This is a genomic window from Streptomyces sp. GL_148 (assembly GCF_057834205.1).
This window is the reverse complement of the sequence record NZ_CM174396.1, coordinates 140,743-165,095: the sequence shown is the minus strand read 5'-3', so window position 1 is coordinate 165,095 and position 24,353 is coordinate 140,743. Positions and strand designations below refer to the sequence as shown.

The window sequence follows — 24,353 nt, the reverse complement described above, 5'->3', positions numbered from 1 at the left end:
ACCATCACGAGGCTGAGGCGATGACCACCGACCACGACTGGATCACCACGCCCGTCACCGAGGAGCTCCTGCGCGGCGCCCTCGACGTGGAACGCACCGCGCACGGTCTGCTGCCCCACCGGCTGCCCGCCCGGGCCCGCCTGCAGATCCCCGACGACCAGCTGGCCACCGCCGAAGTCCGCCCGTCCGGCGTCCGCCTGGTCTTCCGTACCCGGGCCACCGTCATCGAACTGGACGCCCTGGCCACCAAGAGGGCCTACCGCGGCTTCCCGGCCTCGCCGGACGGCGCTTACGACCTCGTGATCGACGGCGTGCTCACGGCCCGGGCCACCGTGCCCGGAGGCAGGGTCCGCACCCTCGACCTGGCCACCCAGGCCGTCGAACTCGAAGAAGGCCCGCCCGGCACCGCCCGCTTCGCGGGTCTGTCCGGGCGCGACAAGGACGTCGAGATCTGGCTCCCGCACACCGAGATCACCGAGCTGATCGCCCTGCGCACCGACGCCCCCGTCACACCGGCGCCGGAGAGCGGGCGCAGGGTGTGGCTGCACCACGGCAGCTCCATCAGCCACGGCTCGGACGCCGAGCGTCCGACCGGCACCTGGCCGGCCCTGGCCGCGGCGCAGGGGGAGGTGGACCTGGTCAACATGGGGTTCTCCGGCAGCGCCCTGCTGGACCCCTTCACCGCGCGCGCGATGCGCGACACTCCTGCCGACCTGATCAGCGTCAAGATCGGCATCAACATCGTCAACCTGGACGTGATGCGGCTGCGCGCCTTCGCCCCCGCGGTCCACGGCTTCCTCGACACCCTCCGCGAGGGCCATCCGGCCACGCCCCTCCTGGTCGTTTCGCCCCTCCTGTGCCCGATCCAGGAAGACACCCCCGGGCCCCTCGCCACCGATTTCAGTACCGGGACCCTGCGGTTCAAGGCGCTGGGCGACCCGGCCGAACGGGCCGCCGGGCGACTGACACTGGGCGTCATCCGGGACGCCCTGGCCGAGGTCGTCGCGCAGCGGGCGGCCGAGGACCCGCACCTGCACTACCTCGACGGCCGCGACCTCTACGGCGCCACGGACCACGCGGAGCTGCCGCTGCCGGACGACCTGCACCCCGACTCCGCGGGCCACGTACGGATCGCCGGGAACTTCGCCCGCCACGCCTTCGCCGCCGGGGGCCCCTTCGCCGCCGGGCCAGCCTCCGCCCCCACGACCGGCTGAAACCGCCCGCCGCGTCCGGCGGGGCAGCCCCCTCGGGTGCCCCGCCGGACTCGCCGCCGACCCGGCGGCGCGCCACAATGACGGCACGCCCGTCCGGTGCCCGGAAGCTTCACCGGCCCGCCATTTTGCATGAACATGCATCATCGCGCATACTCATCCCATGTCAAAGGTTCTCACCTCCCTGCCCACCGGCGAGCGCGTCGGTATCGCCTTCTCCGGCGGCCTCGACACCTCCGTCGCCGTCGCCTGGATGCGCGACAAGGGTGCCGTCCCCTGCACCTACACCGCCGACATCGGCCAGTACGACGAGCCCGACATCGCGTCGGTGCCCACGCGGGCCACCGCGTACGGCGCCGAGATCGCGCGCCTCGTCGACTGCCGTGCGGCGCTCGTGGAGGAGGGCCTGGCGGCTCTCGCCTGCGGTGCGTTCCACATCCGCTCCGGCGGCCGCGCCTACTTCAACACGACGCCGCTCGGCCGCGCCGTGACCGGCACGCTGCTGGTCCGCGCGATGCTGGAAGACGACGTGCAGATCTGGGGCGACGGGTCGACCTTCAAGGGTAATGACATCGAGCGGTTCTACCGCTACGGCCTGCTCGCCAACCCGCACCTGCGCATCTACAAGCCGTGGCTCGACGCCGACTTCGTCACCGAGCTCGGTGGCCGCAAGGAGATGTCGGAGTGGCTGCTCGCCCACGAGCTGCCCTACCGCGACAGCACCGAGAAGGCCTACTCCACCGACGCCAACATCTGGGGTGCCACCCACGAGGCGAAGACCCTGGAGCACCTCGACACCGGTGTCGAGACCGTGGACCCGATCATGGGCGTCCGTTTCTGGGACCCCTCGGTCGAGATCGCCACGGAGGACGTGGCCATCGGCTTCGAGCAGGGCCGCCCGGTCACGATCAACGGCAAGGAGTTCGCCTCCGCCGTCGACCTGGTCATGGAGGCGAACGCCATCGGCGGCCGCCACGGCCTGGGCATGTCGGACCAGATCGAGAACCGCATCATCGAGGCGAAGAGCCGCGGCATCTACGAGGCTCCGGGCCTGGCCCTGCTGCACGCCGCGTACGAGCGCCTCGTGAACGCGATCCACAACGAGGACACCGTCGCCCAGTACCACAACGAGGGCCGGCGCCTCGGCCGCCTCATGTACGAGGGCCGCTGGCTGGACCCGCAGGCGCTGATGATCCGCGAGTCGCTGCAGCGCTGGGTGGGTACGGCGATCACCGGCGAGGTGACGCTGCGACTGCGGCGCGGCGAGGACTACTCGATCCTGAACACCACGGGCCCCGCGTTCAGCTACCACCCGGACAAGCTCTCCATGGAGCGCACCGAGGACTCGGCGTTCGGCCCGGTGGACCGCATCGGCCAGCTCACCATGCGCAACCTCGACATCGCCGACTCCCGCGCGAAGCTCGAGCAGTACGCCGGCCTCGGCATCGTCGGTACGACCCACCCCGCCCTGATCGGCGCCGTCGAGGCGCCGGGATCGGGCCTGATCGGCGCCATGCCCGAGGGCGGCGCCGAGGCCATCGCCTCCCGCGGCGAGGTCTCCGGCGACGACGAACTGCTGGACCGCGCCGCGATGGAGTTCGGCACCGACTAGTCGCTGCCGGCGGCAGGACGTGAAGCGCCGCCCGTGGTCCCGGTGGGGACCGCGGGCGGCGTTCTTCTTGCCGCGGTGTTCCTCCTGGTCAGGAGGCCGTGGTCATGCAGGGCGCGACCGCGCCGCTACGGACCCGGCGCACCTCAGCACGGGGTCCCGGTGGATCTCGACGAGTGCGGCAACGTCCGCCGCCCGCCAGGGACGAAGGGTGAGGGCGGGAGCGGTGGTTGTCGCAGCAGCCGTGAGCGTGATGTGAGTTGGCACCGGCAGATCTTATGCGTCGCCCCCGCTGAACAGGCCGCCGTCCTGGCAGGATCGCGGCATGGAACGGGTGCTGGGAATCGGTGGATATTTCATGAGGGCCGCGGATCCGGCGGCCCTGGGCGCGTGGTACCGGGACTGCCTGGGGCTGGACTCGGACGAGCACGGTCTGTGGCGTCAGGGAGCCGGACCGACGGTGTTCGCGCCGTTCGAGTCCGGGACCGACTACTTCGGTTCCCCCGCCCAGCAGACCATGCTCAACTTCCGGGTCCGCGACCTGGACGCGATGCTCGCGCAGTTGCGCGCCAAGGGGGCGGACGTGGCGCCGGAGACCCAGGACATGGCCGGCGTCGGCCGGTTCGGCTGGGTCACCGATCCCGAGGGCAACCGGATCGAGCTCTGGCAGCCCGCCTGATCACGCGTTCACGCGGCCCCTCAGGCGGTGGCCGTCGCGGCCGGCTCACGGGTGGCCGCTTCCGGGGTCACGTCGGGCGCGGGCGCGGGCGGGGTCGGCTGGGCCGCGTACACGGCCTCCGCCGGGAGGTGGCGTTCCAGCCGGGTCAGGGCGAGTGCGGCGCCGAGCGCGGCGACGGTCAGGAAGGCCCAGGGCAGGCGGCCGTCGAGGGCGAGCAGTCCCGTGAAGAGGGACGGGGCCAGCGCGGTGGCCAGGGAGTACGACAGCTGGTACGTGGCGAGGTAGCGGCCGCGCACGGCCTCGGGTGCGGCCGAGACCGACAGGGCGCCGCCCGAGGGGCTGTGGACCAGCTCGCCGACCGTGTAGACCACCACGATGACCAGCAGGGCGACCAGCGTCGCGGTCTGTCCGGGCCGGACGGTGCCGAGCACGATCTGCCCGACGAAGGCGGCGGCGAAGAGCAGCGCCCCGAGGGCCGCGGAGCGGGTGCGGCGGGCTCCGGAACGGCGGACCCGGCTCGCGATCAGGACGCCGATTCCCGCGCAGAGGGCGGTGTTGACGGTGAAGGCCGCACCGGTGAGGGAGTCGGGTCCGTGCAGCCACGTGGTGATGTAGAGCGGGAAGAGGACGGACAGGGCCGCGTATCCGAGCGCGGTCAGGAAGTTGGCGGCGGTCAGGCCCAGGAAGGGCCGGTCGGCGAGCACCATCCGGTAGCCCGCCGGCGGACGCTTGGCCGAGCCGGGTGCGCCGCCCGTGCCGGGCTCGCCGTTCGCGTGGTCCCGTAGCGGCTTGACGCGGCTGACGAGCAGTCCGGCGAGCGCGAAGGCGAGCGAGTTGCCCCAGGCGGTGTAGGTGAACCCGTCCGTGCCCCACAGGGCCAGTACCCCGGAGACGGCCAGGGCGCCGGCGCCCATGCCCGCGTTCTGCAGGGCCCGGATGGAGGCCTGGAGCCGGTCGCGGGCGCCGCCCCGGGCCACTTCCCCGATGAGCGACTGCTGCACGATGGGGAAGGACCGGTCGGCGAGGGCCGTGACCAGGGCGACGGCGGCGAAGGCGGGGAGCGACCCGGCGAACGGATAGAGGGCGAAGCCGAGTGCCCGGACCGCGTAGAGCAGCAGGTTGACCTTCCTGGCCCCGAACCGGTCGACGGCCGAGCCGGCGAGCGGCATGACCGCGAGTCCGGCCAGGCCGGTCGCCGTCAGCACGATGCCGACGACGGCGAAGGAGAGGCCGGTGACGTGGTGGAAGAAGACGAGCGAGAAGGGGATGTACATCCCGATCCCGATCGCGCTGATTCCCACTCCGAGGAGCAGCGACCGTTCGCCCGCCACCCGTTCCTCGCGCATGCGCAGGCCCTTGACCACGTCGATCTCTCCCCCGAATAGATTGCTGGAAAGTAGCTTAGCGCTAAGATGCTTTGGGTCAAGGGGGTTTTCTCGCGGTCGCGAGCGGAGCCGGCTACTCGTCGCCCGGGGCATCTCCGCCGCCGAGGTTCCACGCCTCGATGTCGCGGTAGTGGATCCGCCCGGGGCCACGGCCGATGTTGCTGCCGACCAGGTGCAAGCGCTCCGTCCGCCAGCGGCGCCCCGCGAACCCGGTGAGTCCGGCAGCGGCCTCCACGGCCGAGGAGGCGTCGTTGCGGCGGGCCCGCGCCAGCGTCAGATGGGGGCGCAGCGGCCGGTCCTCGAAGGGGATGCCACAGTCCTTGACCACGGCGCGCACCTCGGCGGCGAGCCGGTGCAACCCGTCGAGGTCCCCGTCGATCCCGCTCCAGAGCACCCGCTCGCCGAAGTGCCCACCCCCGCGCAGGGCCAGGCGTACGGGACTGCGCGCCGCCGCGAGCTCCGCGAGCGGCGGCCGCAGGAGGGGGACGGCCTCGACCGGCAGCTCACCGAGGAACGCCAGGGTGATGTGCCAGTCCTCGATGCGGTTCCACCGCATGTGCGGGTACGCGGCGTAGGCGGGGCCCAGCTCGCGCGCCAGTTCCTCCTTCGCGTCGTCGGGCGGGGCGAGCGCGATGAACACGCGAACGGTCGCGGGCCGGGTCTGTTCGTTCACATCGTTCACAGGAGACTTCGTACAGTGCTTCGGGCGGTCCGGTCGTTCGACGTGGTCAGGTGTAGTCCGCCGTGTTGTGCACGTCGCCGAACCGGGGAAAGATCCGCTCCACGGTGAACTCGTGCTCGTCGGCGGCGAAACCGGACATGGCGTCAGCGACGAACTCCAGCTCGTAGCCGTGGTCGCTCGCGGCCCGCGCCGTGGACTCGACCCCCATCGTGGTGACCAGTCCGGCGAGCACCAGCGTGTCCACGCCCAGCCCGCGGAGCCGCTCGTCCAGCCCGGTGTCGTGGAAGGCGCCGACGGTGTGCTTGACGATCAGGACGTCGCCCGGCCGCTCCAGCCCGTCGGCGAAGCCGCTGCCCGGCGGCTGCTCCGCGACCCCCGGCCGGTCCACTCGGACGAGCACCACCGGGCGTCCGTCCGCCCTGAACGCCTCGGCCAGCCGCAGGCAGCGGGCCAGTACCTCGTCACCGGAGTGAGGGGCGACCGGCAGGTCGATGATGCGGGGCATCAGGTCGATGAGGATCAGCGCGGAGGTCACGGGAACGATCATAGGACAGGGGGCCGTCCCGGCGCCGGAGCCATCGCACTAGGGCGTGCTCGTGAAGGAACGGCGGTAGGAGCGGGGCGGAACCCCCCTGCGCCGCACGAACTGTTCGCGCAGGACCGCCGCGCTGCCGTAGCCGACCCGGCGGGCGATCTCCTCGACGGGCAGATCCGTGCTCTCCAGGAGTTCCTCGGCGCTGCTCAGGCGCAGGTTCCGCAGCCAGGCGTGCGGGGTGGTGCCGGTCGCGGCGGTGAAGCGGCGGGCGAAGGAACGCTTGCTCATCACGGCCCGGCGGGCCAGCTCCGTCACGGGGAGCGGCTCGTGGAGGTGCTCGCGGGCCCAGGCGAGCACCTCCATGAGCCGCTCGTCCCGGCAGTCCTCGGGGACGGGCGCCGCGACGTACTGGGCCTGCCCGCCGTCGCGGTGCGAGGGCAGCACCATGTCCCGGGCGACGGCGTTGGCCATCGCGGCCCCGTGCTCCCGCCTCAGCAGGTGCAGGCACAGATCGAAGCCGGCGGCGGCTCCCGCACCCGTGACGATCCTGCCTTCGTCGATGTAAAGGGCGTCCGGTTCGACGGCCACGTCCGGATGGCGGTCGGCCAGCAGCTCGGCGAACCGCCAGTGCGTGGTGGCCCGCAGCCCGTCGAGCAGCCCGGCCTCGGCGAGCGCGAAGGTGCCGACGCAGTGGGCCGCGAGCAGGGCGCCGCCCCCGTGCGCGCAGACCAGCGCGTCGAGTACCGCCGGACCGGGCGGTGTACGGAAACCGGCCCCCGGCAGGGCGATCACCAGATCGGCGGCGGCCAGCCGGTCGAGGCCGTGCTCGATCGCGAGCGGCACGCCGATGTCGGTGGGGACCGGCCCGGGCCGCTCGGCGCACAGGGCGAAGTCGAAGCCGGGCAGCCCCTGCCCGTGCGGGCCGAAGACCTCGGTGACGATCCCGACGGCGAGCATGCCGACACCGGGCGGGACGTACGCGGCGACGGTCGCGAAAGGGGGCACGGGGGCAGTCTGCCACCGTGGCGCGCATCGTGGCACGAATCCTGCGATCACTGGCAGGTGTGCCACTCGTACGCTCCCCGTCGCCGCGGAAGGATTACAGCCATGACGAACACGACGAAGAACACGACGAAGAACGAGACGAAGAACAACACGGTCACCGCACAGGACCTCCGCACCGACGCACCCCTCGGCCGCAGCGCCGTCTACAAGGTCCTGACCACCGGCTACGTCGGCTCCACCGGCCCCGGGGTCGCCGCCACCGTCTCCTACGTATCCGACGCCGGCCGGCGCTTCATCTTCGACCCGGGCATGGTGGCGAGCCACGCGGACATCCTCGGCCCGCTCGCGGAACTGGGGCTGGGTCCCGACGACATCACCGACGTGGTGCTCAGCCACCACCACCCGGACAACACCATGAACGTGGGCCTGTTCGGCCGGGCCCGGGTGCACGACCACAAGGTGGAGTACCAGGGCGACCAGTGGACGAACCGGGACGCGGAGGGCTACGAACTCACCCCCTCCCTGCGCCTGATCCGTACCCCGGGGCACAGCCACGAGGACATCACCCTGCTGGCCGGAACGGACTCGGGCGTGGTGGCCTTCGCCGGCGACCTGTGGTGGCACGCCGAGGGCCCCGCCGACGACCCGGTCGCCCCGGACCGCGAGGTGCTGCGCGCCTCCCGGCTGCGGGTGCTCGCCGCGGCGGACGTGATCGTGCCCGGCCACGGAGGCCCCTTCGCGGCCAGTGGCACCGTGCCGCTCTAGGCCCGTCTCCGCCGGATCGCGTCGGTGGATGCGGTTTGCGTCAACTCTCCTCTGATTTGGGAGAGTTGATGCCATGCTGACCTATCTTCCATGGGGCATACCGGTTCGCCCCAGGAGGTCAGATTGCAGTCCAGGCGCTTCCTCGCCCCACCCCGCGTGCTGCGCCGGTCCAGGCTGCTGCTCATAGCCTTCGGTCTCGGCGCGCTGCTGATCGGCTTCACGCCGTGGCTCGGGGTCGCGAGCCCCGCACCCGCCCCCGCGCCCTTCGAGGAGCAGGCGGCGCAGCAGTCGCCGCACCACGGCATCGCGCCGGCGACCGCCATGGAGCCGACGGCCCCCGTCCTCGACCGGACCGGATGGACGGCCGCGGCGAGCGACGAGGAGACGGCCGGCGAGAACGGCCGCGCCGCCAACGTGCTCGACGGTGACACCGGCACCCTCTGGCACAGCAAGTGGTCGGGCACCGCAGCCCCCTTGCCGCACAGCATCACCATCGACATGCACCGTACGGCGGTCGTCTCGGCGCTCGTCTACACCCCCCGCACCAACGGGGCCAACGGACGCGTCGGCGAGTACACCCTCAGCGTCAGCGCGGACGGAGCGAACTGGCCGGCCCCGGTCGCAAGCGGCACCCTCGCGGACGACGGCAGTGCCAAGACGCTCGGGTTCGCCCCGCAGGGGGCCCGGTTCGTACGGCTGACGGCGCTCACCGAGGCAGGCGGCCGCGGCCCGTGGACCTCCGCCGCCGAGATCAACCTGCTGGGCGACCCCGGCACCCCGGAGGCCACCGTGGACCTGGCGCGGACCGGATGGACCGCCGCGGCGAGCGACGAGGAGACGGTCCGCGAGAACGGCCGCGCCGCCAACGTCCTCGACGGCGACACCGGCACCCTCTGGCACAGCAGGTGGTCGGGCACTGCGGCCCCCCTCCCGCACAGCATCACCATCGACATGCACCGCACGGCCGCCGTCTCCGCACTCGTCTACCACCCCCGCACGAACGGTCCCAACGGCCGGGCGGGCGCGTACACCGTCACCACCAGCACCGACGGCACCGCCTTCGGCACACCGGTGGCCGCGGGCACGTGGCGCGACGACGACACCGTCAAGACCGCCACCTTCACCCGCAGCGCGAACGCCCGTTTCGTCCGGCTGACCGTGACCACCGAGGCCGGCGCCCGCGGCCCGTGGACCTCCGCCGCCGAGATCCGCCTGAGCGGGCCGGCGAGCCCCGCCGTCCACGGGTCCTGGGGCCGGATCACCGGCTTCCCCCTGGTCCCCGTGGCCACCGCCGTCCTGCCGGGGGACAAGCTGCTGGCCTGGTCCGCGTACGCGGTGGACCGCTTCGGCGGCAGCAACGGCTACACCCAGACCGCGATCCTCGACCTGAAGACGGACAAGGTCACCCAGCGCCGCATCGACAACACCGGGCACGACATGTTCTGCCCGGGCATAGCCATGCTGGCCGACGGCCGCGTGCTGGTCACCGGGGGCAGCAACGCGCAGAAGGCCAGCATCTACGACCCCGCCACCGACGACTGGTCCGCCGCCGGAAACATGAACATCCCCCGCGGCTACCAGTCCATGACCCTGCTCTCCACCGGCGAGGCCTTCGTCCTGGGCGGCTCCTGGAGCGGACCCGCGGGAGACAAGGCCGGCGAGGCCTGGTCACCGGCCACCGGCACCTGGCGCGGCCTCCCGGGCATCCCCGCGCTCCAGGCCTCCACCGCCGACCCGACCGGACCGTACCGCGCCGACAACCACATGTGGCTGCACGCCACTTCGGGCGGCAAGGTGCTGCAACTGGGCCCGAGCAAGCAGATGAACTGGATCACGACCACCGGCGCGGGCAGCATCACCCCCGCCGGAACCCGCTCCGACAGCGCCGACGCCATGACGGGCAACGCCGTCGCCTACGACATCGGCAAACTCCTCACCCTGGGCGGCTCGCCCGCCTACCAGAACACCCCCGCCACCCGCCGCGCCTACACCGTGAGCATCACGGGCAGCCAGGTCGAGACCGCCCGTAGCGGAGACATGGAGTACGCCAGGGCCTTCGCCAACAGCGTGGTCCTGCCCGACGGCAAGGTGATCGTCTTCGGCGGACAGAGCTACCCGGTCCCCTTCAGCGACGCGACCTCGGTCCTGACCCCCGAACTGTGGGACCCCTCGACCGGCGCCTTCACCCCGCTCGCCACCATGGCCGTCCCGCGCAACTACCACAGCGTGGCCAACCTGTTGCCGGACGGGCGGGTCTTCTCCGGCGGCGGAGGCCTCTGCGGCGACTGCGCCACCAACCACGCCGACGGGGCGGTCTTCACACCGCCGTACCTCCTCAACCCGGACGGATCGCCGAAACCGCGCCCCGAGATCACGGGTGACGTCCCCTCGAGGACGGCCCCCGGCACCTCCCTCACGCTCTCCACCTCCACCCCGGCCGCATCCTTCGTCCTGATGCGGGCCGCGGCCGCGACCCACTCCACGGACAACGACCAACGCCGCGTCCCCCTCGCCTCAACGGCCACGGGAACCGGCACCTACACGGTGTCCATACCCACCGACCCGGGCGTGGTCCTGCCGGGCACCTACATGCTCTTCGCCTTCGACGCCCAGGGAGTGCCGAGCACGGCCCGGTTCCTCACCATCAGCCACTGATCCAGGGCCCCATGGCCCCCCCCGGGAGGCACGGCAGGCCCAGGTCGGACTGTGGGAGGATGCCGTCCATGACGTGCATTCGAAGGGGCCGTGCCGCGTAGATCACCGGCTTCGCTTCGCCCGCGGGAACGCGGTCGGGGGAGCCCCTCCGTGCGGTACCGCGATGTCCCGGGCCTGTCGGGAGGGGCGAATGCCGCCGTCCGCGTGCTCGAACGGGAGCGGCTGTCCCCGGGCGTCGTGGCCGTGGCACTGAGCGTGTGGTCCGTGCGCGTGCACGGCACCAAGCGCCGGTGGAGGCCGTGGGAGGCCGAGTTCACCTGCCCGTGCTGCGGCGAAGGCTGGGCCCGGGACAAGCTGCAAGAGGCTCTGTTCATGCTGCCGCCCAGGGCCGCGGCCGAACTCCGGGTACAGACCGAGCGCCTGGACGCGGTGCTTCTCGGGCGAACGCATCACGAGCCGATGGCGGAGGCGGAGTCGGCGTGGTGGCACCGCCGGTGCTGACCGTGCTCAGGCGTCACGCCGCACTGCCGGGCCGGCGTGCGCCCAGGGCCGGAGCGATCGAAGCGGCAGGCACACCGCCGGGTCACACCACGCCCCGGCACGGGTCCGGCCCGGCACCCGCGCGGTGCGGGGCCGGGCCGGGCCGGAGCGTCGTACGGTCGGCTCAGGGCGCGAGGAGGTAGGCGTTCGTGATCGTCTCCCGCACCGTGTTGCCGGCCTTGTCCCTGAGGTCCACCCGGAACGTCACGGCCTTGGCCGACGCCGGGTGCTTCACGGTCACCGACCGTGCGCCCTCCGGGTCCTTCGCCACCGCGAGGAGGCTCCAGGTCTTGCCCCCGTTGTAGGAGACCCGCACCGTCAGCGCGGCGACCTGCCCTTCCCCGGCGGCCGCCCCGCCCAGCACCAGCGGCACCTTCAGCGCCCCGCCGGCCGGCGCCGTCCCGCTCAGGCTCAGCTTCGGCGTGAGCCGCACCGTGGACAGGGGCAGCGCCACCCGCTGGTCCGTGCCCGGGCGGGCAGAGGTGAACGTCCAGCTCGCCCGCACCTTCGTGCTGGTGGCGGTGTCCTTGGCGGACCGGGTCGCCTCCTTGGTCAGGCGGTACACCGCGGAGCCGGCCGGGACCTCGGCGCTGATCCAGCCGTAGGGCTCGGTCTCCGCGAGGACCCGGCCGCCGGACTCCAGCCGGGTGAAGCCCCCGGTGGTGACGGACGAACCCTCGTGACCGCCGGCGTCGTTGAACAGCCCGACGTTGGCGTCCAGGTAGTCGCCGGTCCGCCACGCGCCCTGTTCCTCCCCGGCCTCCACGTCCGGTCCGACCACCGCGGTGTTGAAGTTCAGCGTGTAGCGCTTGCCAGGCTGGTAGGACGCCTCGTTCCGCGTGTAGATCATGCGCGCCTCGCCCCGGGCGTCGACCTGCGAGGCGACCCAGCTCCAGCGCACCCCGGCGGCGCTGACGTACTGCGTGCTCGCCAGCGGCAGGGTCTGCTCGGACGGGTCCGAGATGCCGGAGGTGTAGCCGTCTTCGCCGGTCGGCGTCGCGTGGATCAGGCCCTTGGCGCCGGTGACCGACGCGCCGAGGCCGAGCTTCACCTCGGCGACGTCCGCCCGGGTGAGCTTGCGGTCGAGCCCGTTGAACCAGGTGCCCTTGCGGTTGAAGGCCAGCCGGTAGTCGACGTTCTTGCCCGCCGCCCCCGGCGTCTTCCACAGGCCGTTGTACTGCGCCCGCAGGGTGGGCGCGTCCGGGCCCAAGTGCTGGGTGAGGATCCGCGTCGTGCCATCGGTGGCCCACATGTCACCCACGCCCGCGGCCTCGTCGTAGAACCCGGCGTACGCGCTCACCAGCTTCGCCGACGGATCCGGCGGGGTGACGGCGAACGGCTTGGCCTTGCGCGAGTCGAAGGTGACCGTGGTCTTCCCGGTGAGCTTCAGCACCGGCTGGACGAAGAAGCCCAGGGTGGAGTCCGGGCCCCAGACGACGCCCTCCAGCAGGTAGTCGCCCTTGGGCAGCCGCTGGACGACGGTGCCGCTCGGGTCGTACGGGACCTCGAAGCGGCCCTCCATGCCCCCACCGAGCTTCGTCACCGTGGTGTAGTACGTCGACGGGTTCGCACCGTTGACGTCCAGGTGCTTCAGGGTGACGTCATAGGACTCCACCTCACGCTCGACCACGAGGCCGGTGCGCACTGCCTGCCCGCCCCCGGAGGCCAGCACGGTGCCGCCGAAGGCGCCGTCGACACCGCCCTTGCGGGTGTCGGCGGTGACGGTGGTCTTCGCGGTGCCCCCGGCGGGGACGGCCAGCTGGGCGTCCTTGACGGTGAACATTCCGGCCGGGGCCGGGCGGCCGGACTGGTCGGTGCCGGAGGTGCTCAGCTTGAGCGTGACGGGCTGGGTGCCGTGGTTGCGGTAGGTGAGGGACTTGGTGACCGGCTTGTCGTCGGCGTGCGGCCAGGAGCGGGTCCCGAAGGCGAGGGAACCGGGCTCGGAGGTGACGACGGCCTTGACGGCCCGTGCCAGGTCGGTGCGGCCCGCGCCCTGCTGGTAGGCGTTGAGCGCCGGGTTGGGCTTCGCCGAGCCGGTCAGCAGGGCCTTGATCCGGGCCGGACTCCAGTCCGGGTGCTGCTGGCGGACCAGAGCCGCGGCGCCGGCGACGTGCGGGGTGGCCATGGACGTGCCCGACATGCTGACGTAGCCGTCGGCGGGCCCGGGCTCCGGGCTCTGCGTGGTGCTGGCAGCGGTGATCTCGACGCCCGGGGCGGTGATGTCCGGTTTGGCTACTCCGTCGGCGCTCGGGCCGCGGCTGGAGAACTCCGCGAGCTGGTCCTGCCTGTCCACCGCGCCGACCGTGAGCGCCGCGCGGGCGGTGCCGGGCGTGCGCAGCGTGCGGGCCCCGGGGCCCTCGTTCCCCGCGGCCACCACGAACAACGCCTTGCCAGAGAGCTGGGCGACCGCTTCCTCCATCGGGTCGACGCCGGGCTCGTCGGGGGAGCCCAGGCTCATGTTGACCACCGTCGCACCCTGGTCCACGGCCCACTGCATGCCGCTGACGATGCCGGAGGTGTCGCCGAAGCCGTCGTCGCCCAGGACCTTGGCGTCCAGGAGCTGCACGCCGGGCGCCACACCCTTGTACAGGCCGCCCGATCGCGTGCCCGTTCCGGCGATGGTCGAGGCCACGTGCGTGCCGTGCCCGTACCGGTCCGCGGCATCGGGCGAGCTGCTGAAGTTCCGCTGTGCCGTCTCGACGCCCTTGAGGTCGGGGTGGGTCTCGTCGACCCCCGTGTCCAGGACGGCCACCTTGACACCCTTGCCGGTGTAGCCCGCCTGGTGCATGGCGGGCGCGCCTATCTGAGCCACGCTCTTGTCCAGGCTGGCGCTCACCTTGGCGTCCAGCCACAGGTGGGCGACGGGCGGCACCGGAGCGGCGCCCGCCACGCGGGCGTTCGCCCGGCCGGTGACCGCCGCCCACAGGGCCGCCGCGTCGGCCTTCGGCGCGCTGAACGCCTCGCCGGCCACCGCGGGCAGCGGCCGGCGGTCGCGCGCGACCCGGGCGAGCGTGTCGCCCGAGGCACCGAAGGTCCCGGCGCCGGAGGCGTCCCGCCAGTAGCCGGCGATCAGGGGCAGTGCGCTGCGGTGCGCGTCGTCGTACCCGTCCTTGACCAGCTGGGCCACGTCGAACAGCCGCCGGTCCAGGACCGCGTCGGCGACCAGGCGCAGCGCGTCCTGCGGGACGACGTACGTGTGCGCGCCCTCGCGACGCACCGAGAAGGCCGTCCCCTCACGGCCCGCGCCCCGGACGAGCCGCTCGACGCTGCCGTCGCCCTTGACGACGACCCGGTCGCCGGTGATCAGGGTCACCGTCGCCGACGGCTTAGCGTCCGCCTTCGGCCTGCCCGTTGCCGCAGCCCCCGTGCCGTCCTGCGCCGGCTGGGCCCCGGCCGACACCGTTCCCGCGATCAGTGTCCCGGTCACCGCAGCGGCGAGCGCCGCCGTCCTGACCTTCCTTGCGAATCCCACCCGTGTTCCCCCGTGTTCGTGTGCATGCCGATCGTGTCGGCTACCACGCGACGCGGGTCCGCACGGTTCTCCGTGGGCCCGGAAGATCCAGGAGCGGCCGAATACTTGGCCGGATGAGGCGTCACCAGGTGACGGGGCGCTCCCGCAACCCGTAGACGATGGTGTCCCGTTGGACCACGAGCCGCTCCTCTGGGAACGGCCAGCCGCAGGCCGGGCAGCTTGCGCAGGACGGTCTCCAGCATGATCTGGAGCTCGACGCGCGCCAGGGTGTGGCCCAGACACTGGTGCGGACCGTGGCCGAAGTACAGATCGGCCGCAACGAGCAGGACCCGGTCCGCGCAGCCCGACAACAGGGCGCCGGCGGCGCTGGCGAGCCCGTACAGGAAGCCGCTGCAGGCGGCGTTCACGTCCCACGAGGCCGCACCGCCCAGACCCAGCCGGGTCGCCAGCTGCGGGGCCATGGCAGGCATGGGCCGGTCCGGGGGTGGAGGTAGCCACGAGCACGGTGTCCACCGGAGCGCCGCCCGCCACGGCCAGGGCACGGCGCCCGGCTTCGAGGGCGAGCTCGCCGGTCGACACTCCGGGGTCGGCCCGGCGCCGCTCGCGGATCCCGGTGCGGCGGTGCACCCAGGCGTCGTCGATGCCCCAGGCCGAGGGGAGTCCGGCGTTGGCGACCACCCGGGCCGGAACGTATCCGGCGATGCCCTCCAGAACCGCCGCGGGCGGGGCGGACCGGATGGCCGGAGGTGTCAACTGGTCTTCTGGACAAGGCAAGAGGGAAGTCACGCCCGTCTCTCAGGAGGGATCTCGGGGGAGCGGCACGACCTAGGGCGGGTCAAGATCACGGCGGACGCGGAGGCGTAGGGGAACGGATGTGCTGAACGCCGGGTTGGGCATCATCGCCGCAGCTCAGGGGCGTGTAGGAAGAAGCGTTACGGCCGATGGGCTATCAGGGGATCGCCCCAAAGACTGAACCGGGTACGGCTGACCAGGCGTCCCGCTGACGTCGGGGTGCAGCCGTCCTCCGGGCCATCAACCGCTTCCAGGGGCCGGGGGCAACGGCGCGGAGGGGGTGCCGCTGTTGAACGTGTTGCGCACGCACCCCTCCCGGGCCGCTCCATGGCAGACGAGACCGGGAGGGAACGGGCGGGAAGGGGGTGTCAGTCGACCTGGAGCTCGCCCATCCGGCTCCAGCCGGTCGCACCCTCGATGGTGGTGCTGACGATCTCCGGCGTCCGGGTGACCAGGGGGCGCATGGTCTCCAGGGCCGCGCGGAAGTGCCGCGAGGTGACGTGCGCCTCCGCGGCGTCGTCCTGGAACGCCTCCACCAGTAGGTACGTGTCCGGCTCTTCCAGGCTGCGGGACCACTCGAACCACAGGTTGCCCGGCTCGGCGCGGGTGGCCTGCGTGAACTCCGCGACCAGCTCGGGCCACTGGTCGACGTACTCGGACTTGACGGGGAATTTGACCACAATGAAGATCATTCGAGCATTGTAGGCGCGGGCCCGCCCGGCCCACGGTGCCCTCAGGTCTGCTCGGGAGAGGGAGCCGCCGCCCCCGTCTCCGCCCCCGGCGCCGGTGCGGGGAAGGCGACGGCGGTGAGCGTTGCCGCCAGGTCCTCCTTGCGCATCCGCTGGTCGACGTAGATCAGGGCGATGACCAGTTGCGGAAAGCTGAACTGGAACAGCGAGCTGATGACACCGCCGAGCATCATGGTGGCCCCGTAGACGAGGAACCCGAAGATCAGCGTGCTGGAGTCAGGCGAGGGATCGTCCAGCCCCGGCAGGATCGGGAAGATCGCGAACATGCCGACGAAGCCGAACGGCATCTGGATGGCGTACCCGATGGCCATCGCCACGAGGTGCCCGAGCAGCGAAACCCCGAACACCCTCCACCAGCCGTCGCGGACCAGCTGCGAGGAGCGCCGCAGGGCCGCGACGGGGCCGAGTCCTTCGCACACCGCCGCGGCGGGCGCCAGGCTGAACCGGGTCACGAGCCAGATCGAGAAGGGCACGCACAGGAGGGAGCCCAGGAGGAGCAGGCCGAAGGCGGCCGGCGGGCCGGAGCCGTCCAGGTCCGTGGACATGATGATCAGCGGGATGCAGATCGCGTACAGCAGGAGCGCCGGCCCGCCCGCGATCAGCGCGGTGAGCAGTACGGCGCCGAGCACCGACGGCAGCCGTGACCAGCTGCGGCGCCACATCGCGCCGAAGGTCGCGGGGCGGCCGAGCACCGCCTTCTGGATCAACGCGGGGCACAGGGCACTGAACATCGCGGCGCCCACCGTCATCACCACGAGCAGGACCACGCCCGCCGGTACGAAGGACAGGAAGAGGGCCGCCACGTCCGAGCCCTCGGGGTCTTGTCCCGGAGGAAGATCGAAGACGGCGGAGAACCGGTCGTGCAGGGCCACGAAGGAGATCGCGAGCGTGGCGGCCACGAGCAGGATGCCGATGCCCTGGACCACGGCCATGACGCCGATCAGGGGCTTCCAGTACCGCCGGAAGGTCCCGAAGGCCCCGTTGATCACATCGCCCGTACCGAGCGGGCGCAGGGGTATGACGCCCGGCTGCGGGGCCGGCGGTGGCATCCAGCCGCCGCCCCACTGCGGCGGTACGGGCTGACCCGGGTGGTGAGTCCACCCAGTGTGGTGCGACATCGCTGTTCCCCCTCGAATGAAGGGACACGGTAACCCGCCGGTAAAGGCCCCCTGTCAAGGACCCCCGGTCCTCAGCGAGTGTCCCCGCCCGCCTCGTCCAGGGGGACCACGAGTCCGATGGTCTCGGCCGCCACGGCGATGGCGTAGTCGAAGAAGGCGGCCTCGTCCCGGACGCTGTCGTGGGTACGGCTGAAGACCTGGAACACCAGGAGTCCGACCAGGCTGCTCCACAGCACGATCCCGCGCTCGATGACGTCCGAGAACGGAGCCGGCGGCAGGCCGCCGAAAGCCTCCACGGCGGCCGGCAGCAGCAGCGGCGGCCCGGGCACCGTGCGCCGCGGCGGGGTGAGTTCGCCGCCCGCCAGGGCCGCGCCCACGATGCCGGCGAGGACGCCGGGCGTGCGCGAGGCGGGCAGGACGGTGTCCTCGGGGGCGTGATAGCCGGGTACGGGCGAGCCGTAGATCAGCGTGAACTCGGCGGGGTGCTCGAAGGACCACCGGCGCAGCGCGCGCGTGACCGCGAGCAGCCGCGCACCCGCCGACGCGTGGACGGCAGTGGCGGCCTCGTCGGCCTGCTCCATCGCGGCGCCGGACGCGTGGTAGGCATCGATGACCAGCGCTGTCAGCAGGTCGTCCCGGTGCGGGAAGAGGGCCCGCACCTCGGCGACGGCACGACCGCAGTCGCGCGCGACGGCGTCCAGGGACACCCCTGCGCCGCCCAGCTCCACCAGGTGCAGACGCGCGGTCTTCTTGATCAACTCTGACAGGATCGCGTCGCCGGATGTCGAATTCGTTGCGTAATCGTCCATGCCGAAACCGTACCGGTGGTCGGCAACTGCCGTGCGTGCGGCCTCCGTAGGGGCGCGGACCGAGGACCCCGGCCGGTAGCGGCGCCCCAGTGCGCTGATGTCGTCGTACGCGACTCCCCTCCGGGTGCGTGAAGATCGGGCGAGAGCGACGCGAACGCCTCCGCCACGACACGCAGGCGGGTACGACCGCAGACGGAGGGCTCCATGGGATCCACGGGTACGGGTAGGGGCAGGGGTACGGGTACGGGCACGGACACCGATGCGGACCGGCCCGGCCGGGTCGAGGCCCACGGCATCGACCACGTTCCCGACCGGGAGCGCCACGGCCGCCCCCGCGAGCTGTTCCCCGTCTGGGCGGCGGCGAACGTGAACTACCTGAGCATGGTGGTCGGCGGCGCCCTGATCCTCATGGGCCTGAGCCTGGGTCAGGCCATCGCGGTCATCGTGCTGGGCAGCCTGTTCTGGGCGCCGATCGGCCTGCTCGCCGTCTCGGGACCGGCCTCCGGCACGCCGAGCGAGGTGATCGCGCGGGCGATGTACGGGGTCCGCGGCAACCGGGTGAACATCGCCGTCAACGGCTGGCTGCTCTGCATCTGCTACATCGCCCTCAACCTGGCCGCCGCCGCGGTCGCCGCCTTCGTCCTCGTGGAGAAGGCGGGCATCGACACGAACGGCGCGGTCAAGACCGCCGTCGTGGTGGTCATCGCCGCCCTCACCCTGGCCATCGGCGTCTACGGACACGCCACCATGGTGAAGCTCTACCCCCCGATCGCGATCGCCCTCACGGTCACCTTCGCCGTCGTCGCCGTCGCCGTGTGCACCCGCGCCGACCTGGGCCGACAGCCCGCCGAACCACTGACCGGCGACGCCCTGTGGGCCACCCTCGCGGCCGGTCTCACGCTCATCGCCTCGGGCCCGCTCTCCTACACCAACAGCGCGGACTTCTCCCGCTACCTGCCGCGAACGGCCTCCCCGAGGGCCGTCGCGGGCTGGACCGCGCTCGGCGGATTCCTGCCCGGCGTCCTCCTCACCTCGCTGGGCGCCCTCGCCGCGACCGTCGTGGACATGGCCGAACCGCAGGCCGGGCTGGAGAGCATCCTGCCCTCCTGGTTCTCGCCCGTGTTCCTGTTGGCGATCGTGCTCGGCACGATCGCCAACAACGCCATGACCGCCTACAGCTCCGGCCTCGCCCTCCAGGCCGCCGGCGTTCGCGTCCGCCGCTCCGTCGGCGTCCTCGTCGACGGAGCGCTCGGGGTCGTGGTGACCCTGTACGCGCTCCTCGTCTCCAACTTCCTCGACACGGTCGGCAACCTCCTCCAGCTGACCGTCGTCGTCCTGGGCCCCAGCACGGCCGTCTACGCGACCGACATCCTGCTGCGCCGCTGCCGCTACGACGGCCCCGCGCTCACCGACGAGAGCCCCGGCAGCCCCTTCTGGTACACCGGGGGCGTCAACTGGGCGGGAGCGCTGGCCCTGACGGCGGGCATCGCGGCGGCCGCCCTCTGCGTGGACACCCTGTACACCGGCCCCGTCGCCCGGGCCCTGGACGGCGTGGACCTCTCCCTGCCGGTCGGCATCGCCGTGTCGGCGTCCCTCTACGCGCTCCTGATGCACCGCTCCCTACGAGGCCGGGGCGGCGCGCCGCAGGCCTGACCGGGTACGCACCCTCTGGGACGGGGCGTGCAGCCCACCGGGCCGAGTGCTGTGCGGCTCATTTCGTGGAATGCCGTTCAGTTCAGGGCGCGGAGGTGGTTTCGCAGCCCGGTGCCGAATGGGGTGGGGGTGCCGTCGTACGAGGTGATCAGGGCAGGACCGGAGTTGCAGTTCCAGGTGTTCCAGGTCCAGCCGAGGTACGAGAGGGACCGATCGTCGAACCACTGCATGACGCGGTCGATGAACCCGTGTGCGCAGGTGTTCTCGCCGATCTCGCCCGCCACGAGGGGGACCCGGGCGGCGACCGGGGCGAGGCTGGATTCCCAACACTCCTCACTGGCACAGGTGTTGAAGTTGTAGACGTGCCAGGCCGCGGCCACATTGCCCGTCGGGTCGGCGGGGGAGTGGGTGAGCCACTGGCTCAGGTCGTTGGAGTAGGCGATGCCGGGGACCAGGAGGAGATTGCGGGCGCCGGTCGCGCGGACGGCGTCCACCAGGTCCTGCATGCCGGCGACCTCGTAGCCGATGCCCGGACAGGTACCGCCGTCGCGCCAGCAGGTCCATGCCTGGGCGATGGTGGAGGTGGCCCGGTCCGGATAGGGCTCGTTGAACAGGTCGAAGACGACCCGCCGGTCGTTCTTGAAGGTGTTCGCCACCGAGGTCCAGAACGCCGGGGTGTACTGGGCGTCCGGCATCGGCTTCTGGCAGGAGGCGTGGACGTCGGCGCATCCGGAGGAGTTGCCGGTGTACTGGCCGTACGTCCAGTGCAGTTCGACGACCGGGGTCATGCCGTGCGAGAGGACCCGGTCGACCAGGCCCTTGACGGCGTTGACGTAGTTCGCGCCCCGGTACTCGGGCTTGATGTTGTCGAGGCCGAGCCAGCACTCCTCGTTGAGGGGGATGCGGACCGTGTTGGCCTTCCAGTCGGCGATGGCGCGCACCGAGGCGTCGTCGACGGGACCGTCGAAGATGCCGTGGCCCTGGACGCACATGTACTCGGCCCCGGAGCGGTTGACGCCGAGGAGGCGGCGGGTGGCACCGTTCAGGTCGGTGAGGCGGTTGCCGGTGACGCTCAGTTCGGGCGCCCCGGAGGTCGGGTCGGTGGGTGTGGGTGTGGGTGTCGGGCCCGTGGGCGTGGGGGTGGTGGGTGTGGGCGTCGGAGTGGGTCCGGGCCCGGAGTCGGTGGTGCAGGCGGCTCCGCCCAGCGTGAACGCGCTGGGCGCCGTATTGGCGCCCGACCACGAGGCGATGAAGCCGGTCGTCACGCTCCCGCCGGTGCCGAGCGTGGCGTTCCAGGTCTCGTTCTCGGCGGTGACGGCCGACCCGGTCTGGGACCACTTGGCGCCCCAGCCCTGACTGAGGTTCTGCCCGGCCGCGAAGCCGAAGCCGAGGCTCCAGCCGTTCAATGCGGAGCTGTTGTTGGTGACGGTGACCGAACCCTGGAATCCGCCGGCCCATTGGCCGGTGACCGAGTACGTCACCGTGCAGGAGGGTGAGGCCGCGGCTCCTGCGGCCGGACCCATGACGGCGAGCGCACAACTCGCCATCGCGAGTGCTGCCGTTGTGAGCAGCGCGGACGTACGTGGGGGGTGTCGCATGAGGGAGTCCTTGCAGCGAGGGCGCGCTTCTGACGGCGCGCCGACTGACGGAATCGCTCCCACTGGTTGGGCCAGACCGTAGCTGCAACTGACGCCAAGCAAAAGAGGAGTTGGTGAAATTCCCCTGGGAACGGCTTCGACTCTTCACGGACCTTGACGGCGTGGAGTCGCGTCTGCACAGTGGGAGCGCTCCCGCTGGTTCAGAGCTTGTGCCCATCCCCTGCACGCCTTCATCACCAGACCGAGAGGAGAACCATCCCCCATGCCGAGCCGGAGCCTCAGCCCACGCGGGGCGCTTCGAGACGGGCGACGAGTTCCTCGACGAACGCCTCCAGGTGGGGCGGGCGAGAGCCGGTTCGGGTGGCGACGAACCACGTACGGGTCAGCGGCTTCGCACCCATGCGGACCAGGGCCAGATCGTGCGAGGCCGCGTAGGGGGAGGCCACCCAGTTGGGCAGGACCGCCAGCCCCTGGCCGCCCGCCACCATCTCGATCACCAGGTCGGTCACCACCGGCATGGTGGTGATGCGGGCGGGCCGCGCCCCGGCCGGGATCGGCAGTGGCATCGACGGGATGCGCTTCTGGTCGTAGAAGTCGTAGAGGACCAGGTCAGTGCCGTCGAAATCGCGGGCAGTCACGTGCGCGCGGGAGGCCCACGGGTGCCCGGCGGGCACCACCGCCACCATCTCGTCCTCGAACAGCCTGGTCAGGGACACCCGGTCCATCTGCAAGTCGGGTTTGGTCACCAGGGCCACGTCGACCAGGTCGGCGAGCAGGGCCGGGATCGGCGCGTCGTCGGCGACGGTCTCGATCCGGACCTCGATGTCCGGCTCGCGCGCCCGGAAGGAGCGCAGGACCGGCGGCAGCCACGGGAAGGTGGTGCTGCACTGCGCGGCGAACCGCACGCGCCGGTCCCGCCCGTCGCGGAGCTCCCGCAGGTCGCGCGAGGCCGATTCGAGTTCGCCGAGGACGTGGCGGGCGGCGACCAGGAGCCGGCGGCCGGCGGCGTTGGGGATCAGCCGGCGGCCCTTGCGGTCGAAGAGCGGCATCCCGAGACGGGCTTCCAGCCGGGTGAGCCGCTGGCTCAGCGCGGGCTGGCTGACGTAGAGCCGCTCGGCGGCGGCCGTCAGCGAGCCGGCCTCGGCCGTGGCCTCCAGGAGTTCCAGGTCACGCAAGTCCACATCCATAACGCTGGATTATCACATGCTCCATATTTCGTCGTGGTGTTATGGGTCGAGGGCTCCTAGGTTTCTGGTGTCGGCCACCGGGGCTCCCCGGCCGCCGCCCACGAAAGGGACACCTTCCATGAGCGTCACCAGCACCAGCACCAGCTCCACCACCACGGCCATCGTCACCGGCTCCTCCAGCGGCATGGGCCTCGACATCGCCCGCGCCTTCCTGGCGGCCGGCGCGAACGTCGTCCTCAACGGCCGCGACCCCGACCGTCTCGCCAAGGCCGCCGCCGGCCTCGGGCATCCGGAACGCACCGCGTCCGTCGCGGGCGGCACCGCCGCCCGGGAGACCGGCGAAGCGCTCGTCCGTACGGCGCTGGAGCGCTTCGGGCGGATCGACGTCCTGGTCAACAACGCCGGCACCTTCGAGCCGAAGCCCTTCACCGAGGTGACGGAGGATGAGCTCGACGGCTATCTGACGGGGAACCTCAAGGGCACCTACCTCACCACGCAGGCGGTCGTACGGGCCCTGCGTGCCCAGGGGCAGGGCGGCAGCATCGTCAACATCGGCACCGTGCTGGTGGACCACGCGCTGGCCGGCTTTCCGGCCTCGGCGCCCGTGGTCAGCAAGGGCGGTGTGCACGCGCTGACGACGAGCCTCGCGGCCGAGCTGGCCGCCGACGGGATCAGCGTCAACCTCGTCGCGCCGGGCATCATCCGCACCCCCCTGCACGCGGGCGCCGACGTGGACTCCTACGGCGGTCTCGCCCTGCAGGACCGCGTCGGCGAGGTCGCCGAGATCTCCGATGCCGTGCTGTACCTGGCGGGCGCCGGGTTCGTGACCGGCCACGCCCTGCGGGTGGACGGCGGCCACGTGACGGGCCGCCGCATCTGAGGCCCCTGCCCCACCCGAGTACGCCCCCCTGCACGTCACCGCTACAAGAAAGGGAATCCCCGTGCCGTACGTCAATGTCAAGATCACCCGTGAAGGCGCGACCGCGTCGCAGAAGGCCGAGCTCATCGCGGGCATCACCGACCTGCTGGTCAAGGTCCTCGACAAGGACCCGGCGACCACGTTCGTCCTCATCGACGAGGTCGCTCTGGAGGACTGGGGCGTGGGCGGCGTCCCGACGGACGAGTACCGCCGCCGCAACCGTCCCCGCGGCTGACCTTCGGGTCAGGTCGTGTCCGGGTCCGCAGTGCCCGGGTCCACCGTGCCCGGGTCAGGCCGTGCCTGGGTCCGCCGTGCGCAGGTCCGCCGCGCACAGGTCCGGGCCGATGAAGGGCAGCAGCCGCACCGTGGTCCCGCTGGACTCCAGCAGGCCGTCCAGGACGCCCTGATGGACGGCGCACACGACCTCGGGACGGTCCCGGGCCAGCTCCCGGTACGGGCATTCATGCAGCAGTACCCGCCGGGTGCCGGGGTCGGGCCCCGGTGCGTCCCGGGGTGCGAAGCCCATCCGGGCGGCCGCGGCGAACACCCGCTCCGCCGCCGGACCGCTCCCGGCCAGCCGGCGCCCCCAGTCGAGGCCGGCCTCGCGGGACGCGCCAGGGCCGCCCCCCACCGCCTCGGCCAGGGCCTGGGCGAGCTCCCGGAAGGGGGTGTCCGCCGGTTCCTCCCGGGGATCGGGCCGGATGGCCGCGTACCGCAGTCTGGGGCGGCCCCGGCCCGGCCCGGCCGAGGCGGTGGCCGTGACCAGGCCCGCCTTCGCCAGAGCGGCCAGGTGGTGGCGGACGGTGGCGACCGAAAGCCCCGTGGCAGCGGCCATGTCATCCACGCCCAGCAGGCCGTCCGCCTCCCGCAGCAGGGTCATCAGACGCCGACGCGACGGTGCGGCCAAGGCGTGGTGGACACGCTGGGCATCCACACCACGGGGCATTTCGGTCATGACCCAAATATAATCGATGCCCATTGACTAAAAGA

General features: G+C 72.1%; 21 protein-coding genes. 9 read left to right on the top strand and 12 right to left on the bottom strand.

The window, feature by feature from the left end; all coding sequences use genetic code 11:
* Positions 1 to 20: 20 nt before the first annotated feature.
* The 3 genes from AC3IYI_RS00785 to AC3IYI_RS00775 all read left to right on the top strand — a co-directional run bounded on the left by AC3IYI_RS00785 (position 21) and on the right by AC3IYI_RS00775 (position 3,499).
* The gene (locus AC3IYI_RS00785) at positions 21 to 1,214 is read left to right on the top strand and encodes a GDSL-type esterase/lipase family protein (protein WP_489408338.1); all 1,194 of its coding nucleotides are present in this window, start codon (positions 21 to 23) and stop codon (positions 1,212 to 1,214) included.
* A 160-nt stretch (positions 1,215 to 1,374) separates the two neighbouring features.
* The gene (gene argG / locus AC3IYI_RS00780) at positions 1,375 to 2,823 is read left to right on the top strand and encodes an argininosuccinate synthase (RefSeq protein ID WP_327250668.1); all 1,449 of its coding nucleotides are present in this window, start codon (positions 1,375 to 1,377) and stop codon (positions 2,821 to 2,823) included.
* A 322-nt stretch (positions 2,824 to 3,145) separates the two neighbouring features.
* Positions 3,146 to 3,499: a VOC family protein gene (locus AC3IYI_RS00775; RefSeq protein WP_243333115.1), complete on the top strand. Its 354-nt coding sequence runs from the start codon at positions 3,146 to 3,148 to the stop codon at positions 3,497 to 3,499.
* 20 nt (positions 3,500 to 3,519) lie between these two features.
* Here AC3IYI_RS00775 and AC3IYI_RS00770 read toward each other — a convergent pair whose 3' ends face one another.
* The 4 genes from AC3IYI_RS00770 to AC3IYI_RS00755 all read right to left on the bottom strand — a co-directional run bounded on the left by AC3IYI_RS00770 (position 3,520) and on the right by AC3IYI_RS00755 (position 7,058).
* Entirely contained in the window at positions 3,520 to 4,863 is a 1,344-nt protein-coding gene (locus AC3IYI_RS00770) for an MFS transporter (protein WP_489408337.1), read from the bottom strand.
* Between the two features lie 94 nt (positions 4,864 to 4,957).
* Positions 4,958 to 5,557 (bottom strand): RNA 2',3'-cyclic phosphodiesterase, encoded by a 600-nt coding sequence (gene thpR / locus AC3IYI_RS00765; protein ID WP_489411834.1) that lies wholly within the window; start codon positions 5,555 to 5,557, stop codon positions 4,958 to 4,960.
* A gap of 55 nt (positions 5,558 to 5,612) precedes the next feature.
* Positions 5,613 to 6,101 carry an isochorismatase family protein gene (locus AC3IYI_RS00760; RefSeq protein ID WP_489408336.1) on the bottom strand — a complete coding sequence of 163 codons (489 nt, stop codon included), beginning with the start codon at positions 6,099 to 6,101 and terminating at the stop codon, positions 5,613 to 5,615.
* 48 nt (positions 6,102 to 6,149) lie between these two features.
* A complete protein-coding gene (locus AC3IYI_RS00755) occupies positions 6,150 to 7,058 on the bottom strand; it encodes a GlxA family transcriptional regulator (RefSeq protein WP_489411833.1) in 909 nt (302 codons plus the stop codon).
* Between the two features lie 150 nt (positions 7,059 to 7,208).
* On the opposite strand from AC3IYI_RS00755, the gene AC3IYI_RS00750 reads away from it, so the two are divergent.
* The 3 genes from AC3IYI_RS00750 (at position 7,209) to AC3IYI_RS00740 (ending at position 11,027) form a co-directional block, all read left to right on the top strand.
* Positions 7,209 to 7,871 carry an MBL fold metallo-hydrolase gene (locus AC3IYI_RS00750; protein WP_489408335.1) on the top strand — a complete coding sequence of 221 codons (663 nt, stop codon included), beginning with the start codon at positions 7,209 to 7,211 and terminating at the stop codon, positions 7,869 to 7,871.
* A gap of 123 nt (positions 7,872 to 7,994) precedes the next feature.
* Positions 7,995 to 10,526: a galactose oxidase family protein gene (locus AC3IYI_RS00745; protein ID WP_489408334.1), complete on the top strand. Its 2,532-nt coding sequence runs from the start codon at positions 7,995 to 7,997 to the stop codon at positions 10,524 to 10,526.
* A 150-nt stretch (positions 10,527 to 10,676) separates the two neighbouring features.
* Positions 10,677 to 11,027: a hypothetical protein gene (locus AC3IYI_RS00740; protein WP_489408333.1), complete on the top strand. Its 351-nt coding sequence runs from the start codon at positions 10,677 to 10,679 to the stop codon at positions 11,025 to 11,027.
* A 163-nt stretch (positions 11,028 to 11,190) separates the two neighbouring features.
* Here the strand turns inward: AC3IYI_RS00740 and AC3IYI_RS00735 are convergent, their stop codons facing one another.
* The 5 genes from AC3IYI_RS00735 to AC3IYI_RS00715 all read right to left on the bottom strand — a co-directional run bounded on the left by AC3IYI_RS00735 (position 11,191) and on the right by AC3IYI_RS00715 (position 18,006).
* Complete coding sequence (locus AC3IYI_RS00735; RefSeq protein ID WP_489408332.1) at positions 11,191 to 14,538, bottom strand: S8 family peptidase; 3,348 nt, start codon at positions 14,536 to 14,538, stop codon at positions 11,191 to 11,193.
* Positions 14,490 to 15,008: a cytochrome P450 gene (locus AC3IYI_RS00730; protein WP_489408331.1), complete on the bottom strand. Its 519-nt coding sequence runs from the start codon at positions 15,006 to 15,008 to the stop codon at positions 14,490 to 14,492. Before AC3IYI_RS00730 ends, AC3IYI_RS00735 begins: the two co-directional genes overlap by 49 nt.
* 690 nt (positions 15,009 to 15,698) lie before the next feature.
* Positions 15,699 to 16,022 carry a putative quinol monooxygenase gene (locus tag AC3IYI_RS00725; protein ID WP_489408330.1) on the bottom strand — a complete coding sequence of 108 codons (324 nt, stop codon included), beginning with the start codon at positions 16,020 to 16,022 and terminating at the stop codon, positions 15,699 to 15,701.
* 41 nt (positions 16,023 to 16,063) lie between these two features.
* Positions 16,064 to 17,197 (bottom strand): DUF7847 domain-containing protein, encoded by a 1,134-nt coding sequence (locus AC3IYI_RS00720; RefSeq protein WP_489408329.1) that lies wholly within the window; start codon positions 17,195 to 17,197, stop codon positions 16,064 to 16,066.
* 71 nt (positions 17,198 to 17,268) lie between these two features.
* Positions 17,269 to 18,006 carry a TetR-like C-terminal domain-containing protein gene (locus AC3IYI_RS00715; protein WP_489408328.1) on the bottom strand — a complete coding sequence of 246 codons (738 nt, stop codon included), beginning with the start codon at positions 18,004 to 18,006 and terminating at the stop codon, positions 17,269 to 17,271.
* 204 nt (positions 18,007 to 18,210) lie between these two features.
* On the opposite strand from AC3IYI_RS00715, the gene AC3IYI_RS00710 reads away from it, so the two are divergent.
* Positions 18,211 to 19,659: a purine-cytosine permease family protein gene (locus AC3IYI_RS00710; protein WP_489408327.1), complete on the top strand. Its 1,449-nt coding sequence runs from the start codon at positions 18,211 to 18,213 to the stop codon at positions 19,657 to 19,659.
* Between the two features lie 77 nt (positions 19,660 to 19,736).
* Here AC3IYI_RS00710 and AC3IYI_RS00705 read toward each other — a convergent pair whose 3' ends face one another.
* Both AC3IYI_RS00705 and AC3IYI_RS00700 read right to left on the bottom strand, forming a co-directional pair.
* Complete coding sequence (locus AC3IYI_RS00705; RefSeq protein WP_489408326.1) at positions 19,737 to 21,257, bottom strand: cellulase family glycosylhydrolase; 1,521 nt, start codon at positions 21,255 to 21,257, stop codon at positions 19,737 to 19,739.
* Between the two features lie 278 nt (positions 21,258 to 21,535).
* Positions 21,536 to 22,444, bottom strand: a complete 909-nt coding sequence (locus tag AC3IYI_RS00700) for a LysR family transcriptional regulator (protein WP_489408325.1) — start codon at positions 22,442 to 22,444, stop codon at positions 21,536 to 21,538.
* Between the two features lie 118 nt (positions 22,445 to 22,562).
* Between AC3IYI_RS00700 and AC3IYI_RS00695 the strand changes: the two genes are divergently transcribed.
* Positions 22,563 to 23,324, top strand: a complete 762-nt coding sequence (locus tag AC3IYI_RS00695) for an SDR family NAD(P)-dependent oxidoreductase (protein ID WP_489408324.1) — start codon at positions 22,563 to 22,565, stop codon at positions 23,322 to 23,324.
* A 61-nt stretch (positions 23,325 to 23,385) separates the two neighbouring features.
* On the top strand, positions 23,386 to 23,598 hold the full coding sequence (locus AC3IYI_RS00690; protein WP_243333154.1) for a tautomerase family protein: 213 nt from the start codon (positions 23,386 to 23,388) through the stop codon (positions 23,596 to 23,598).
* Positions 23,599 to 23,652: 54 nt separating this feature from the next.
* Here the strand turns inward: AC3IYI_RS00690 and AC3IYI_RS00685 are convergent, their stop codons facing one another.
* Positions 23,653 to 24,318 (bottom strand): helix-turn-helix transcriptional regulator, encoded by a 666-nt coding sequence (locus tag AC3IYI_RS00685; RefSeq protein ID WP_489408323.1) that lies wholly within the window; start codon positions 24,316 to 24,318, stop codon positions 23,653 to 23,655.
* Between the last annotated feature and the right edge of the window lie 35 nt (positions 24,319 to 24,353).